The organism is Pseudomonas sp. MF6396 (assembly GCF_002018915.1).
Classification (GTDB): domain Bacteria; phylum Pseudomonadota; class Gammaproteobacteria; order Pseudomonadales; family Pseudomonadaceae; genus Aquipseudomonas; species Aquipseudomonas palmensis.
In genome coordinates this window covers 266567-281652 of sequence record NZ_MVOK01000003.1, presented here as the reverse complement: position 1 = coordinate 281652, position 15086 = coordinate 266567, and the positions used below count along the sequence as shown (strand labels likewise).

Annotated in this window: 15 protein-coding genes; 11 read left to right on the top strand and 4 right to left on the bottom strand. The window is 65.1% G+C overall.

Going from position 1 to position 15086, the window contains the following annotated elements; all coding sequences use genetic code 11:
* The first annotated feature begins 25 nt into the window (after nucleotides 1-25).
* The 6 genes from MF6396_RS04655 (at nucleotide 26) to MF6396_RS04630 (ending at nucleotide 7575) form a co-directional block, all read left to right on the top strand.
* A complete protein-coding gene (locus MF6396_RS04655) occupies nucleotides 26-1309 on the top strand; it encodes a HAMP domain-containing sensor histidine kinase (RefSeq protein WP_078479810.1) in 1284 nt (427 codons plus the stop codon).
* Nucleotides 1310-1484: 175 nt separating this feature from the next.
* Nucleotides 1485-2387, top strand: coding sequence for a cysteine synthase CysM (cysM, locus tag MF6396_RS04650; RefSeq protein WP_162484876.1), 903 nt, complete (start codon nucleotides 1485-1487; stop codon nucleotides 2385-2387).
* Nucleotides 2387-3745, top strand: a complete 1359-nt coding sequence (gene rlmD / locus MF6396_RS04645; RefSeq protein ID WP_043862557.1) for a 23S rRNA (uracil(1939)-C(5))-methyltransferase RlmD — start codon at nucleotides 2387-2389, stop codon at nucleotides 3743-3745. The genes cysM and rlmD overlap by 1 nt, the downstream gene beginning before the upstream one ends.
* A gap of 98 nt (nucleotides 3746-3843) precedes the next feature.
* Entirely contained in the window at nucleotides 3844-6084 is a 2241-nt protein-coding gene (relA, locus tag MF6396_RS04640) for a GTP diphosphokinase (RefSeq protein ID WP_054914700.1), read from the top strand.
* 94 nt (nucleotides 6085-6178) lie between these two features.
* A complete protein-coding gene (gene mazG / locus MF6396_RS04635) occupies nucleotides 6179-7009 on the top strand; it encodes a nucleoside triphosphate pyrophosphohydrolase (protein ID WP_078479800.1) in 831 nt (276 codons plus the stop codon).
* A 26-nt stretch (nucleotides 7010-7035) separates the two neighbouring features.
* Nucleotides 7036-7575, top strand: a complete 540-nt coding sequence (locus MF6396_RS04630; protein ID WP_043862554.1) for a DUF2058 domain-containing protein — start codon at nucleotides 7036-7038, stop codon at nucleotides 7573-7575.
* A 64-nt stretch (nucleotides 7576-7639) separates the two neighbouring features.
* Here MF6396_RS04630 and MF6396_RS04625 read toward each other — a convergent pair whose 3' ends face one another.
* The 4 genes from MF6396_RS04625 to purM all read right to left on the bottom strand — a co-directional run bounded on the left by MF6396_RS04625 (nucleotide 7640) and on the right by purM (nucleotide 10474).
* On the bottom strand, nucleotides 7640-7822 hold the full coding sequence (locus MF6396_RS04625; RefSeq protein ID WP_043862553.1) for a hypothetical protein: 183 nt from the start codon (nucleotides 7820-7822) through the stop codon (nucleotides 7640-7642).
* Between the two features lie 221 nt (nucleotides 7823-8043).
* Entirely contained in the window at nucleotides 8044-8754 is a 711-nt protein-coding gene (locus tag MF6396_RS04620; protein ID WP_043862552.1) for a DUF3108 domain-containing protein, read from the bottom strand.
* An 8-nt stretch (nucleotides 8755-8762) separates the two neighbouring features.
* Nucleotides 8763-9416 (bottom strand): phosphoribosylglycinamide formyltransferase, encoded by a 654-nt coding sequence (gene purN, locus MF6396_RS04615; protein ID WP_054914698.1) that lies wholly within the window; start codon nucleotides 9414-9416, stop codon nucleotides 8763-8765.
* Nucleotides 9416-10474, bottom strand: coding sequence for a phosphoribosylformylglycinamidine cyclo-ligase (gene purM / locus MF6396_RS04610; protein WP_043862550.1), 1059 nt, complete (start codon nucleotides 10472-10474; stop codon nucleotides 9416-9418). Before purM ends, purN begins: the two co-directional genes overlap by 1 nt.
* Nucleotides 10475-10804: 330 nt before the next feature.
* Here purM and MF6396_RS04605 point away from each other — a divergent pair, with 330 nt between their 5' ends.
* From MF6396_RS04605 to MF6396_RS04585, 5 genes are all read left to right on the top strand, one after another.
* Nucleotides 10805-11860 (top strand): DUF2066 domain-containing protein, encoded by a 1056-nt coding sequence (locus tag MF6396_RS04605; protein WP_078479799.1) that lies wholly within the window; start codon nucleotides 10805-10807, stop codon nucleotides 11858-11860.
* Nucleotides 11861-11864: 4 nt separating this feature from the next.
* A complete protein-coding gene (locus tag MF6396_RS04600; protein WP_043862548.1) occupies nucleotides 11865-12938 on the top strand; it encodes an AI-2E family transporter in 1074 nt (357 codons plus the stop codon).
* A gap of 15 nt (nucleotides 12939-12953) precedes the next feature.
* Entirely contained in the window at nucleotides 12954-13436 is a 483-nt protein-coding gene (locus MF6396_RS04595; protein WP_043862547.1) for a hypothetical protein, read from the top strand.
* A 131-nt stretch (nucleotides 13437-13567) separates the two neighbouring features.
* Nucleotides 13568-14272, top strand: a complete 705-nt coding sequence (gene hda / locus MF6396_RS04590; protein WP_043862546.1) for a DnaA regulatory inactivator Hda — start codon at nucleotides 13568-13570, stop codon at nucleotides 14270-14272.
* A 114-nt stretch (nucleotides 14273-14386) separates the two neighbouring features.
* Nucleotides 14387-15019 (top strand): C40 family peptidase, encoded by a 633-nt coding sequence (locus MF6396_RS04585; RefSeq protein ID WP_043862545.1) that lies wholly within the window; start codon nucleotides 14387-14389, stop codon nucleotides 15017-15019.
* Nucleotides 15020-15086 lie beyond the last annotated feature (67 nt).

Sequence of the window (15086 nt, the reverse complement as noted above, 5' to 3'; positions counted from 1 at the left end):
GCTGCTGGTGGTGTTCTGCCTGCTGATGATTGCCCTGAGCTGGCAGTGGGGCCGGCACATGGAGATCCGCAACGCCTACCTGTCGCCCAAGGCGCGCGCCACCCTCGAAGACTACGCCCGCGAGGCCGAAAACGCCGTGCGCCGCGGCGGGCAGGCCGGCGTGGATGCGTGGCTGACGCAGATGCACGAGCGCGAGCGCGGTTTCGTGGGCGTGATCGGCAGCGACCTGCAATCGCTGGGCAGCGTGCCGCTGACCGACGCCCAGAGCCAGCGCCTGACGTTTCTGCGCGGCACCGACTGGCCGGTAAGCCGGCATTCGGCGCGCTCGCCATGGATGCTCGTGCCGTTCCCGGACGACTCCAGCCTGGGCAGCCTGGTGATCGAACTGCCGCAGCGGCTGATGCCGGGGCGCCTGAACATGCTGTTCTGGCGAATGGTCACCAACGGCCTGATCCCCGGCTTGCTGACCCTGGTGTTCTGCGTGGGCCTGTATCGCATGCTGATTCGCCCGCTGAGCCAGTTGCGCGAGCAGGCCAATGCCTGGCGCGCCGACCGGCTCACCGCGCGGGTGGCCAGCGACACCACCAGCCGCAAGGACGAGTTCGGCGAGCTGGGGCGCGCCTTCGACGACATGGCCGAGCGCCTGCAGGGCACGGTGGCCCTGCAGCAGCAGTTGCTGCGCGACCTGTCCCATGAAATGCGCACGCCGCTGAGCCGCCTGCGGGTGGCCAGCGAGGGCGAGACCGACCTGGAGGCGCTGCGCGAACGCCTGGGCCGGGAAGTGGACAACATGCAGCGCCTGGTGGAAGACGCCCTGCAACTGGCCTGGCTGGACGCCGAGCGCACGCAGTTGGTCAGCGAACCGATCCAGGTGCAGGCGTTGTGGGAGATGCTGGCGGAGGATGCCTGCTTCGAAAGTGGCTGGCCGCGGGAGCAACTGGTGTGCACGCTGGGGGCCGACTGCTGGGTGCAGGGCAACCTCAACAGCCTGGCCCAGGCGTTGGAGAACATTCTGCGCAATGCCATTCGCCACTCGCCGCCGGGCGGGGTGATACGCCTGGCGGGAAGCCGCCAGGGGGGCCAGTGGCTGCTGTGGCTGGAGGACGAAGGCGGAGGCGTGGACGAGGCCCAGCTGGAACACATCTTCGCGCCGTTCACCCGCCTGGACGACTCGCGGCCGGGGAACGGCGGCTTCGGCCTGGGCCTGAGCATTGCGCGCAATGCCCTGCAGCGTCAGAGCGGGCAGCTGTGGGCGCAGAACAACGCCAAGGGCTTGCGGGTGAACATGCAGCTGCCGGCGGTGATCTAGCACCGCTGCGGCTGTAGGCGCCGGCCTTGCCGGCCAATACACCACCACCGTTTCAAGTTGCTGCGCGCGGGCTGCTTATATCCCTCGGCTATAACCCTCAACCATTGCGTGATATGGGCCAAAGCCGTTTGCCGGTATGATAGGCGCCCCCGCAGTCTGGATTGCGAAATACGCCATGACCTTGCAGTACCCTACCATCGCCGATTGCGTCGGCAACACGCCCCTGGTTCGCCTGCAGCGCATGGCCGGCGAGACCAGCAATACCCTCCTGCTCAAGCTCGAAGGCAACAATCCGGCAGGCTCGGTCAAGGACCGGCCGGCGTTGTCGATGATCACCCGTGCCGAACTGCGCGGGCAGATCAAGCCAGGCGCCACGCTGATCGAGGCAACCTCCGGCAACACCGGTATCGCCCTGGCGATGGCAGCGGCGATCAAGGGCTACAAGATGATCCTGATCATGCCCGACAACTCCAGCGCCGAACGCAAGGCTGCCATGACCGCCTACGGCGCCGAGCTGATCCTGGTCAGCAAGGAAGAAGGCATGGAGGGCGCCCGCGACCTCGCCGAGCGCCTGCAGGCCGAAGGCCGTGGCCAGGTGCTCGACCAGTTCGGCAACGGTGACAACCCCGAAGCCCACTACGTCAGCACCGGCCCGGAAATCTGGCAGCAGACCGGCGGCAGCATCACCCACTTCGTCAGCTCCATGGGCACCACGGGCACCATCATGGGCTGCTCGCGCTACCTCAAGGAGCAGAACCCCAACGTGCAGATCGTCGGCCTGCAACCGATGGAAGGCTCGGCGATCCCCGGGATCCGCCGCTGGCCCCACGAGTACCTGCCGAAGATCTTCGACGCCAGCCGCGTCGACCGTGTGGTCGACATGGCCCAGAGCGAAGCCGAAGAAACCACCCGCCGGCTGGCCCGCGAAGAGGGCATTTTCTGTGGCGTGTCCTCCGGTGGTGCGGTGGCGGCCATGCTGCGCCTGTCGCGCGAGCTGGAAAACGCGGTAATGGTGGCGATCATCTGTGACCGAGGCGACCGTTACCTGTCGACCGGCATCTTCGACGCGGCCAACTGATGTCCAAGGCCAAACGCAATGGCGGTCTGCGCTTCCAGCCGACCGGTGGTACCCGTGCGCCCCAGGTGCCAACGGGCAAGAAGCAGCGCCTGAGCATCGAGCGCCTGGCCGGTGACGGCCGCGGCATCGCCTTCTTCGAAGGGCGCACCTGGTTCGTCAGCGGCGCCCTGGCCGGTGAAGAGGTCGAGGCACGGGTGCTCAATGCCCACGGCAAGGTGGTCGAGGCACGCTTGGAGCGTGTGTTCAGCGCCAGCGAGGCGCGGCGCCCGGCGCCGTGCAAGCACTTCGATCGCTGTGGCGGCTGCAACCTGCAGCACCTGCCCCATGCCGCTCAGCTCGAGCTCAAGCAGCGCCTGCTGGCCGAGCAGTTGCAGCGGGTCGCCGGCGTGGTGCCCGAGCAGTGGGCCGCGCCGTTGTCCGGCCCCGAATTCGGTTATCGCCGGCGCGCCCGCGTGGCGGTGCGCTGGGACGCCAAGGCCCGGAAGCTCGACGTGGGCTTTCGCGCCGAAGCCAGCCAGGACATCGTCGCCATCGACGACTGCCCGGTGCTGGTACAACCCTTGCAGTCGATACTGCGTCACCTGCCGCTGCTGTTGCAGAGCCTGAGCAAGCCACAGGTGGTGGGGCACGTGGAGCTGTTCAGCGGCACCGCCCTGGCACTGCTGCTGCGCCATACCGCGCCACTGGTCGAGGCCGACCTGGCACGTTTGCAGGCGTTCTGCAGCGAGGCGGGTGTACAACTCTGGTTACAAGGTGAGGGGCAACCGGCCCCGGCCAATCCAGCGGACACGCTAGGGTTTACCCTGGAACCGTGGAACCTGGAATTGGCCTACAGGCCAGGTGACTTCGTGCAGGTCAATGCCCAGGTCAACACCGCGATGATCGAGCAGGCCCTGGCATGGCTTGCGCCACAGGCCGACGAGCGTGTGCTGGACCTGTTCTGCGGCCTTGGCAACTTTGCCCTGCCGCTGGCCCGGCAGGCCCGCGAAGTGGTGGCGGTGGAAGGGGTGCAGGCCATGGTCGACCGGGCCGCGGCCAATGCCCAACGCAACAAACTGCATAACACGCAGTTTTTTCAGGCCGATTTATCCCAGCCTCTGGCGACTTCAGGCTGGGCGGCAGGAGGCTTTTGTGCGGTACTCTTGGACCCACCGCGCGACGGTGCCTTCGAGGTGGTGCGCAACATCGCCGCACTTGGCGCCCGACGTCTGGTCTACGTGTCGTGCAACCCGGCGACGCTGGCCCGCGACACCGTCGAGCTGGTCAAGCAGGGGTACCGGTTAAAATGTGCCGGGATCCTCGACATGTTTCCGCAGACTGCGCATGTCGAGGCCATGGCGTTATTCGAGGTGGGTTAGCGACGCTGGCCCGCCCGGTGTCGCCCCTTCGATCTGGCAGGGGCGACACCCGTGTTTTCAAGCGCATGAGCATGCGCTGTAGGGAAAGGTAAACAAAGATGGTACAGGTGAGAGTGCACCAGCCGGTCAACACCGACGGCAGTATCAATCTCGAAGCATGGCTGGATCATGTGGTCAGCGTCGACCTGGCGCTGGACCGGGAAGCCCTCAAGGCGGCCTGCGAGTTCGCTCAGGATATAGAGAAAAAAGGTAACCCGGCCAAGCATTCCTGGGCCGACGGTACCTCGAGCTTCCAGGCGGGCCTGGAGATCGCCGAGATTCTCGCCGACCTCAAGCTCGACCAGGACTCCCTCGTGGCGGCGGTCATCTACCGTGCGGTGCGTGAAGGCAAGGTGACCCTGGCCGAGGTGGGCCAGCGTTTCGGCCCGGTGGTGTCCAAGCTGATCGACGGCGTGCTGCGCATGGCGGCCATCAGTGCCAGCCTCAGCCCGCGCCATTCGCTGGTGCTGGGCTCGCAGGCGCAGGTCGAGAACCTGCGCAAGATGCTCGTGGCGATGGTCGACGACGTGCGCGTGGCGCTGATCAAGCTGGCCGAACGAACCTGCGCCATTCGTGCGGTGAAGGGCGCCGACGACGAGAAGCGCAACCGCGTGGCCCGCGAGGTGTTCGACATCTACGCGCCGCTGGCCCACCGCCTGGGCATCGGCCACATCAAGTGGGAGCTTGAAGACCTCTCGTTCCGCTACCTGGAACCCGACCAGTACAAACAGATCGCCAAGCTGCTGCACGAGCGCCGGCTCGACCGCGAGCGCTTCATCAGCGACGTGATGAACCAGCTGCAGAACGAGCTGCTGGCCACGGGTGTCAAGGCCGACATCAGCGGCCGGGCCAAACATATCTATTCGATCTGGCGCAAGATGCAGCGCAAGGGCCTGGAGTTCAGCCAGATCTACGACGTGCGCGCCGTGCGCGTGCTGGTGCCCGAGATGCGCGACTGCTACACCGCGCTGGGCATCGTGCATACCCTGTGGCGGCACATCCCCAAGGAGTTCGACGACTACATCGCCAACCCCAAGGAGAACGGCTACCGCTCGCTGCACACCGCGGTGATCGGCCCCGAGGGCAAGGTGCTGGAGGTGCAGATCCGCACCCATGCCATGCACGAGGAGGCCGAACTGGGCGTTTGCGCGCACTGGCGCTACAAGGGCACCGACGTCAAGCCCAGCTCCAACCACTACGAGGAGAAGATCTCGTGGCTGCGCCAGGTGCTGGAATGGCACGAGGAACTGGGGGACATCGGCGGCCTGGCCGAACAGCTGCGCGTGGATATCGAGCCGGACCGGGTGTACGTGTTCACCCCCGACGGCCACGCCATCGACCTGCCCAAGGGCGCCACGCCGCTGGACTTCGCCTACCGCGTGCACACCGAGATCGGCCACAACTGCCGGGGCGCCAAGATCAACGGGCGCATCGTGCCGCTCAACTACAGCCTGCAGACCGGCGAGCAGGTGGAGATCATCACCAGCAAGCACGGCAACCCGAGCCGCGACTGGCTGAACTCGAACCTGGGCTACGTCACCACCTCGCGGGCGCGGGCCAAGATCGTGCACTGGTTCAAGCTGCAGGCCCGCGACCAGAACGTCGCCGCCGGCAAGACCCTGCTCGAGCGCGAACTCAACCGCCTGGGCCTGCCGCAGGTGGACTTCGAGCGCCTGGCCGAAAAGGCCAACCTCAAGACTGCCGAAGACATGTTCGCCTCGCTGGGCGCCGGCGACCTGCGCCTGGCGCACCTGGTCAACGCCGCGCAGCAACTGGTGGAGCCGGACCGCATCGACCACATCGAGCTGGTGCCGCGCAAGGCCACCGGCTACAAGCCGGGCAAGCGCGGGGATATCCAGATCCAGGGCGTGGGCAACCTGCTGACGCAGATGGCCGGGTGCTGCCAGCCGCTGCCGGGCGATGCCATCGTCGGCTACATCACCGTGGGTCGTGGGGTGACCATTCACCGCCAGGACTGCGCCTCGGTGCTGCAACTGGCCGGTCGCGAGCCGGAGCGCATCATCCAGGTCAGCTGGGGCCCGGTGCCGGTGCAGACCTACCCGGTGGACATCATCGTGCGTGCGTATGACCGCCCGGGCCTGCTGCGCGACGTGTCGCAGGTGCTGCTCAACGAGCGCATCAACGTGCTGGCGGTGAACACCCGTTCGAACAAGGAGGACAACACTGCGCTGATGTCGCTGACCATCGAGATCCCGGGCCTGGACGCCCTGGGGCGCTTGCTGGGGCGCATTTCGCAGTTGCCCAACATCATCGAGACGCGGCGCAACCGTACGCCTTGAGGGCGCCATTGCGGGCAGGCCCGCTCCTGCAGGATCCTTGTGGGAGCGGCCTTGACCCGCGATGAGGCCAGACCTGCCGAACAGAGAGCACACGATGTACACCCTAGACGACCTGCTCCACCTCATGGCCCGCCTGCGCGACCCGCAGTACGGCTGCCCGTGGGACCTCAGGCAGACCTACGCCACGATCATCCCGCACACCCTCGAAGAAGCCTACGAGGTGGCCGACGCCATCGAGCGCAGCGACTTCGAACACTTGCAGGGCGAACTGGGCGACCTGCTGTTCCAGGTGGTGTATTACGCCCAGCTGGCCCGTGAAGAGGGCCGTTTCGATTTCGCCGGGGTGATCGACAGCATCACCCGCAAGCTGATCCGTCGCCACCCGCACGTATTCCCCACCGGCGAGCTCCATGCGCCGCTGGACCTGCCACGGCTCGATGAAGAACAGGTCAAGCAGCGCTGGGAAGAGATCAAGGCCCAGGAGCGCGCCGAAAAGGGCGAGCCCGAACAACTGTCGCTGCTCGACGACGTGCCGGCGGCCTTGCCGGCCCTGTCGCGTGCGGCCAAACTGCAAAAGCGTGCGGCCCAGGTCGGATTCGACTGGGACGACCCGTTGCCGGTGCTGGACAAGGTGCGCGAGGAGCTGGACGAAGTACTCCAGGCCATGGCCGACAACGACCCGGCGGCGCTGGCCGACGAGGTGGGCGATTTGCTGTTCGCCACCGTCAACCTGGCCCGTCACCTCAAGCTGGACCCGGAAAACGCCCTGCGTGGTGCCAATCGCAAGTTCGAACGACGTTTCCGTTTTATCGAACAGGCATTGCGCGACATGGGGCGTCCGATTGAAGATTGCACCCTCGAAGACTTGGACGCGCTCTGGGGCGAAGCCAAACGTCAGGAAAAGAACCTGCCCAGCTGCGGCTGAGCTGTTGCATAAGTGAGTGAACACCGATGAGCCTTTCCCTTCGTGACCAACTGCTCAAAGCCGGCCTGGTCAACCAGAAGCAGGTCAAGCAGGTCAGCAAAGAACAGAAGAAACAGAAACGCCTGGAGCACAAAGGCCAGGTCGAAGTCGACGACACCCAGCAGCGCCTGGCCAAGGAAGCCATGGCCGAGAAGGCCAAGCGTGACCAGGAGCTCAACCGTCAGCAGCAGGAAAAGGCCGAGCAGAAGGCCCGTGCCGCCCAGGTCAAGCAGTTGATCGAGGTGTCGCGCCTGCCCAAGCTGACCACCGAGGACTACTACAACTTCGTCGACGACAAGAAGGTCAAGCGCCTGTCGGTCAACGCGTTGATGCGCAGCAAGCTGAGCAGCGGCTCGCTGGCGATCGTGCAGCATGGCGGTGGCTACGAGGTGATCCCGCGTGAGGCCGCGCTGAAGATCCAGGAGCGCGACCCGCAGCGCATCGTGCTGCTCAACACCCAGGTCGAAGCGCCGGATGCGGACGACCCGTACGCCGCCTACGTCATCCCGGATGACCTGATGTGGTAAGCCTGCTGGGCTAGACACGACAAACCCCGCCTCGGCGGGGTTTGCTGTTTCTGAAGACGGGGAATTACTGGGGTTGGCGCTTGGCTTCGAGGTACTCCAGTTCGATCCGGTAGCTGTGGGCTTCCTGTTCGTTGTGGAACATGCCGACCAGCTGGTCCTGCTGATGCACATCCCAGATACGCACGCCTGCGGCCAGGCCTTCGTGGGACAGTTTCGATTCATCGCGCTCAGTTACTTTGACAGTCATCTGCTAACTCCAAATCCAGTTAACTGCGGCACCGTGTCGCAGGTCTCTTTTATAGAATTTGTTAGCAGCCTAAGTAAATGCTTGGCGCATGAAACATCTTTCATGCCGCACGGTCGAGGCGACTCCTTCGCCAGCAAGGCTGGTGTCTGCAGGGAGGGCCACGCCACAAAAACAAAACCCCGCACAAGGCGGGGTTTTGGGTAATGCACGCTAGCGGCCTGTCAGCTGCCCTTGACCGACTTGCCGTCGACCGTGCCGTCCTGCAGCACGATCACGTACTCCTTGCCGTCGGTCTCGACCTGGCGCAGTTGCACCAGCAGGTAGTCCCAGTCCTTGGCGAACCACAGCTCGGTGACGCGCTTGCTCTGGCTCGGGTCGCGCACGCGCTCGACCTTGATCGCATCGACCTGGCCGGTCTTGGTGCTGACCTTTTCGGTACCCAGCACGCGGAAGTCGTAGGTGTCGATCTCGTCGCCATCCACCACCTGGTAGGTCATGCTCTTCTTGCCGGCTGCCACGTCATGCTGCAGGGCCAGCTGGTAGGACGACTTGTCCAGCACGCCGCGGTTGAGCGGCAGGTTGACCGCGTCGCCACGGTCGGAGCCGGTGATCTTCTTGCTCGACCAGTCGAAGTCCAGGTCGACCTTCTTGGCCTTGCCCAGGCCGCCACGTTCGAAGTGGTAGGTCTGCGGCAGCAGGGTGTCCTTGTCCAGGCGCAGGGTACTTTGCTCGGTCAGGCTGGCAATCATCATCGAGGCCTTGAAGTTGAGGCTCCAGGTCCCGTTGGCGTTCTTGGCCAGGCTGCGCTCGGCGGTGCCGCTCATGGGCAGTTGCTTCCAGTCGGCGGTGTAGCTGGCCGAAAAAGGCTTCAGATCGGCTGCCTGAAGCGGCAGTGCAAGCACGGCAAGTGCGAAGAGCAGGGCACGACGCATAAAATCTCCTAGGGTCGAATCAAGTGGCCGCTGGCCGCCAAGGGCTGGCCATCCAGTAGAGCACCGTGCTCGCCAAGGCGCAAACGGCCTTCGGCGAACCAGCGCACCGCCAGCGGATAAATCAGGTGTTCCTGGCTGTGAACCCTCTGGGCCAGTTGCGCCGGCGTGTCATCCGAGACTACCGGTATCACAGCCTGTACGACCAGTGGCCCGCCATCGAGTTCCTCGGTGACGAAGTGCACACTGCAGCCATGCTCGGCATCCCCGGCTTCCAGCGCCCGCTGGTGGGTATGCAGGCCCTTGTACTTGGGCAGCAGGGAAGGGTGGATATTGAGCAGGCGGCCGTGGTAATGGCGCACGAAACCGGCACTGAGGATACGCATGAAGCCGGCCAGCACCACCAGCTGCGGGGCAAAGCCGTCGATCAGCTCGACCAGCGCCGCGTCGAAGGCCTCGCGGCCGTCGAAGGCCTTGTGGTCGAGCACGGCGGTGTCGATGCCCGCATCGCGGGCGCGCTGCAGGCCGTAGGCATCGGCGCGGTTGGAGATCACCGCGCGGATCCGCACCGGGCTGTCGCCGGTGCGGGTACTGTCGATCAGGGCCTGCAGGTTGCTGCCGGTGCCGGACAGCAGCACCACTACATCACAAGACGTGCTCGGCATCAGTGCGCCTTGAGGTTCTTCAGCTCGACCTGGGCGGCGCCTTCGGCAGCGGTGGCGATCTGGCCGATCACCCAAGGCTGCTCGCCGGCTTCGCGCAGCACGTTCAGGGCGTTGTCGACCTGATCCTGACCCACGCAGATCACCATGCCCACGCCGCAGTTGAGTACGCGGTGCATTTCGGTCTCGTCGACGTTGCCCTGCTGCTGCAGCCAGTCGAATACCGCCGGGCGCTGCCAGCTGGCCACGTCGACCACGGCCTGGGCGCCTTTTGGCAGCACGCGCGGGATGTTGTCCAGCAGGCCGCCACCGGTGATGTGGGCCATGGCCTTGACCGCGCCGGTGTCCTTGATCAGCTTGAGCAGCGGCTTGACGTAGATGCGGGTCGGGGCCATCAGCAGTTCGGTCAGCGGCTTGCCGTCGAGCTGGACGTTCTGGATGTCGGCGCCGGCCACTTCGATGATCTTGCGGATCAGCGAGTAACCGTTGGAGTGCGGGCCCGACGATGGCAGGGCGATCAGGGCGTCACCGGCAGCCACCTTGGAGCCGTCGATGATCTCGGCCTTTTCCACCACGCCGACGCAGAAGCCGGCCAGGTCGTAGTCTTCGCCTTCGTACATGCCCGGCATTTCAGCGGTTTCGCCGCCTACCAGCGAGCAGCCTGCCAGTTCGCAGCCGGCGCCGATGCCGGTGACCACGTCAGCCGCGGTGTCGACGTTGAGCTTGCCGGTGGCGTAGTAGTCGAGGAAGAACAGCGGCTCGGCGCCGCACACCACCAGGTCGTTGACGCACATGGCGACCAGGTCCTGGCCGATGGTGTCGTGCTTGTTCAGGTTCAGTGCCAGGCGCAGCTTGGTGCCCACGCCGTCGGTGCCCGAAACCAGCACCGGCTGCTTGTAGCCGGCCGGAATTTCGCAGAGGGCGCCGAAGCCCCCCAGGCCGCCCATGACTTCCGGGCGCGCCGTGCGCTTGGCGACGCCTTTGATGCGTTCGACCAATGCTTCACCGGCGTCGATGTCTACACCGGCGTCCTTGTAGCTCAGGGAGGGTTGCTTGCTCATGATCCAGGCCTTTAGGGGGAGGGATTCGGGGGAATCGACCGGCACCTGCCAGGCATTGCGAGGGTTTTCCTGCTGCCTGAGCGTCGCCGGTCTGCGAAGGCGCGCGATTTTATCAGGGTTACCCGGTAGCGGCCATCCTCAGGCCGACGGGCAGGGCCTCATTCGACATAAAAACATTGATTCGGTATGGCCGCTGGTTGCCGCGCCATGGGCTGTATAAGGTATAGGTAATGAAATTTGACCGCAGGGCTGAATGTTTTACCCGCGGGGGTGGTCAGAGCTTCACTTTTCACTGACCGCGCTTTCTATTTACCTGGACAGGAATCCTCCATGCGTTTGCGTTCATACCTGGCCGTTGGCTGCCTTGCCCTGTTTGGCCTGAGCGTTCAGGCCGAAACCCTCACTGGCCTTTATCAGGTGCGCGAGCCGGTCAGCGGCGAGGGCACCGAAGCCCGCGCCCAGGCCACCCAGAACGCCCTGAGCACCCTGGTGGTGCGCCTCACGGGCGACCCCAAGGCGCCGCAGAGTGCGGGCCTGGCAGGGCTACGCAAGGACCCGCAGCAAATCATCAGCCAGTTCGGTTTCGAGGCCGGCCCGCCGGAAACCGTGCTGGTGGATTTCGACCCCGGCAGCACCGACCGGGCGCTGCGCCAGGCCGGGCTGGCCCTGTGGGGCAGCAACCGGCCGGCCATCCTCGGCTGGTGGTTGAACGACAGCGTGGGCGGTTCGAGCCTGGTGGGCGATGGCCAGAGCAGCGCCGAACCGCTGCGCCGCGCCGCGCAACACCGTGGCTTGCCGCTGCGCCTGCCCATGGGCGACCTGAACGAGCAACTGGTGGCCACTACCAAGAACCTCGAAGGCACCGACCCCGCGCCCCTGCGCGAGGCCTCCGAGCGCTACGCGGCCGATGCGTTGCTGGCGGTGCATGCCACCGAGGGCGAGGGCAAATGGCAGGGTACCTGGCGCCTGTGGCTGGGCGACCAGCGTGAGCAGGGCAAGGTCGAAGGCGCCGATCAGGCCGCCCTGGCCGATGCGGTGATGCTGGCCGTCAGCACGCGCCTGGCGCCGCGCTTTGTCGCGCGGCCGGGCACCGGTGGCGAAAACCAGATACAGGTGCAGGGCATGACCCTGGAGCGCTATGCGCAGCTTTTGCAGACCCTTGAGCCGCTGGGCGGGCGCCTGACCTATGTGGACGGCGATACCCTGACCTACACCGTCAGCGGCACCCCCGAACAGGTGCGTGCGCAACTGGGCCTGGCCAGGCTGCAGGAGGTGCCGGCAGAGGCCGCCGCCCCTGCGCCGGTCGCACCCGCAGCCCCAGGCGAGGCCCAGGTGGCTGCGCCCGCACCGTTCACCGGTTTGCGGTTTCGTTGGCAGGGAGCGTGACTGAATGATGGATACACGCCGTTGGGTATGGGTGTTGGGGGTGCTGGTAATCGGCACGCTGCTGTACTTCTTGCACGGGATCCTCTCGCCCTTCCTTATAGGTATCGGCCTGGCGTACCTGGCCGACCCGCTGGTGGACCGGCTGGAGCGCGCCGGGCTGTCACGCACCTGGGGCGTGGTGGTGGTGTTCGCCCTGTTCACCCTGGTGTTCATGGCGATGCTGCTGGTGCTGATCCCGATGCTGGCCAAGCAGTTGGTGCGCCTGTACGAGCTGGCACCACAGATGCTCGACTGGTTGCAGCACGTGGCGCTGCCGTGGGTGCAGACGCGCCTGGGGCTGGCCGATGGCTTCTGGAAGTTCGACAAGATCAAGTCGGCGATCAGCGAGCACATGGGCCAGACCACCGACATCGTCGGCATCGTGCTCAGCCAGGCTACCGCGTCCGGGCTGGCGCTGATCGGCTGGTTGGCCAACATGGTGCTGATCCCGGTGGTGGGCTTCTACCTGCTGCGCGACTGGGACCTGATGATGGCCAAGCTGCGCCGCCTGTTGCCGCGCCAGCGCGAAGAGCAGGTGGTGTCGCTGGCCCTGGAATGCCACGAGGTGCTCGGTGCGTTCGTGCGCGGGCAGTTGCTGGTGATGCTGGCGCTGGGGGTGATCTACGCCGCCGGGTTGATGCTGGTGGGCCTCGAACTGGGCCTGCTGATCGGTATCATGGCCGGGCTTGCGGCCATCGTGCCGTACATGGGTTTCATCATCGGCATCGGCGCGGCATTGATCGCCGGCATGTTCCAGTTCGGCGGCGACCTGTACCCGATGCTGGGCATCGTCGCGGTGTTCATGGTGGGCCAGGCGCTTGAAGGCATGGTGCTCACGCCATTGCTGGTGGGCGACCGCATCGGTCTGCATCCGGTGGCGGTGATCTTCGCGATCCTGGCCGGCGGCGAGCTGTTCGGGTTCACCGGGGTACTGCTGGCGCTGCCGGTGGCGGCGGTGATCATGGTGTTGCTGCGGCACATGCACGACCTCTATAAAGAGTCGGACATGTATGCTGGTGAAATCGACCCAGACCTTTGAAGGACACCCTGAGTGATGGAACATGAAACCGACCACGCCTGTGCATTGGCAGGCGTGATGGATGCATTGCCGCTGCTGGCCGATGACCTCGACGAGGATGAGGTGGCAGCGGCCCTGCAGCAGCAGGGCTACTCGCGGCACGCGGCCGAGAAGCTCACGATGTTCGTACCCTCGGCGTTTTCCTGGGTGGTGCTCAAGCGTCTGGGGCTCAAGGCGCTGCCCAGTCATTTCACGGCCTATGACCAGGACGACAATGCGGTGCGGATCCCGGTCGCCAATCAGCACTACTTCACCGCGGCGCTGACCCTGGCCTACAACACCTTCGAGAATGGCTGGAGCGCCGCACTACCGCGCAGCACCTTCCAGCGCGTTGCCGGGCGCAGTTCGGAGATGAACGCGGCCAACCAGGTACTGGATAAGGAAGGCTCGCTCGAAGGGGCGAGCATCAACACCGTGGAGCTGTTTCGCCTGAGTGCAGAGGAACTGCTGGAGGATTGACCCATGCCTGCCCCATATGCCGCGCAAGCCTTTGATTTTGCTAACGCATTGTGCGGTTGGCGTCACGGGTATAGACTTTGCGGACTTTTCACCAAAGGCCCCTTGCGGTTCCTCGGGACTGCCCAGCCAGCATGAAACCGATCCAGTTGCCCCTGGGTGTGCGTCTGCGTGATGACGCCACCTTCATCAACTACTATCCGGGTGCCAACGCCGCCGCATTGGGCTACGTCGAGCGACTCTGCGAAGCCGACGCCGGCTGGACCGAAAGCCTGATCTACCTGTGGGGCAAGCAGGGCGTAGGGCGTACCCACCTGCTGCAGGCCGCGTGCCTGCGCTTCGAGCAACTGGGCGAGCCTGCGGTGTACCTGCCTCTGGCGCAACTGCTCGATCGCGGCGTGGAACTGCTCGACAACCTGGAACAGTACGAACTGGTGTGCCTGGACGACCTGCATGTGATTGCCGGCAAGCCGGACTGGGAAGAGGCCATGTTCCACCTGTTCAACCGCCTGCGCGACAGCGGCCGCCGCTTGCTGCTGGCAGCGTCCAGCTCCCCACGGGAATTGCCGATCAAGCTGGCCGACCTGAAGTCGCGCCTGACCCTGGCGCTGATCTTCCAGATGCGCGCCCTGTCGGATGAAGACAAGCTGCGTGCCCTGCAATTGCGCGCTTCGCGCCGGGGCCTGCACCTCACCGACGAAGTCGGGCATTTCATCCTGACCCGAGGCACGCGCAGCATGAGCGCACTGTTCGACCTGCTCGAACGCCTCGACCAGGCTTCACTGCAGGCGCAGCGCAAGCTGACCATCCCGTTTTTGAAAGAGACATTGGGCTGGTAGGGCCGGCCCAGAGCCTCGGCACATAAAAGTCACATTTTTTTCGATTGAATTTGCAAATCGATCCGATAGAAGGCATAGTCTCGGCTTCATCAAATTCAAGCCACGGTCGTGCCCATGCTAAATCGCTTCGCACCCCTCGTGCCCCTCGCACTTGTGACCTTGCTGTTCGGCTGCGCGACCACCGGTCCCGTCACCCACCAGCAGGCTCCCGCTCCAGTTGCTGCCCAGGCTGCCGCCAAGCCTTCCACCGCCGCGTCGGTGTTCGAAGAAGAGCTGGCCACCGAGCAGGACCTGGAAGCGTTCTCCTCCAGCACCAAGCCCTACGAACTGCCAGCCCTGGCCGACAACATTCTCGAACGTGGCATGTCCCTGATCGGTACCCGCTACCGTTTCGGCGGCACCTCGGAGAAGTCCGGCTTCGACTGCAGCGGCTTCATCGGCTACCTGTTCCGCGAAGAGGCCGGCATGAACCTGCCGCGCTCCACCCGCGAAATGATCAACGTGAAAGCCCCGCTGGTTGCGCGCAACAAGCTCAAGCCAGGCGACCTGCTGTTCTTCAGCACCAATGGCCGCGGCCGCGTCAGCCACGCCGGCATCTACCTGGGCGACGATCAGTTCATTCACTCCAGCAGCCGCCGCAGCGGTGGCGTGCGCATCGACAATCTCGGTGACCGCTACTGGAGCAAGACCTTCATCGAAGCCAAGCGCGCGCTGGCCATGGCACCGACTACCCTGTCGCGTAACTGAGTCTGCGCGTGATGTCCCGCACGGCGGCGTAGCTGAAAAGCTCGCCGCCGTGCGTGTTTACAGAAAA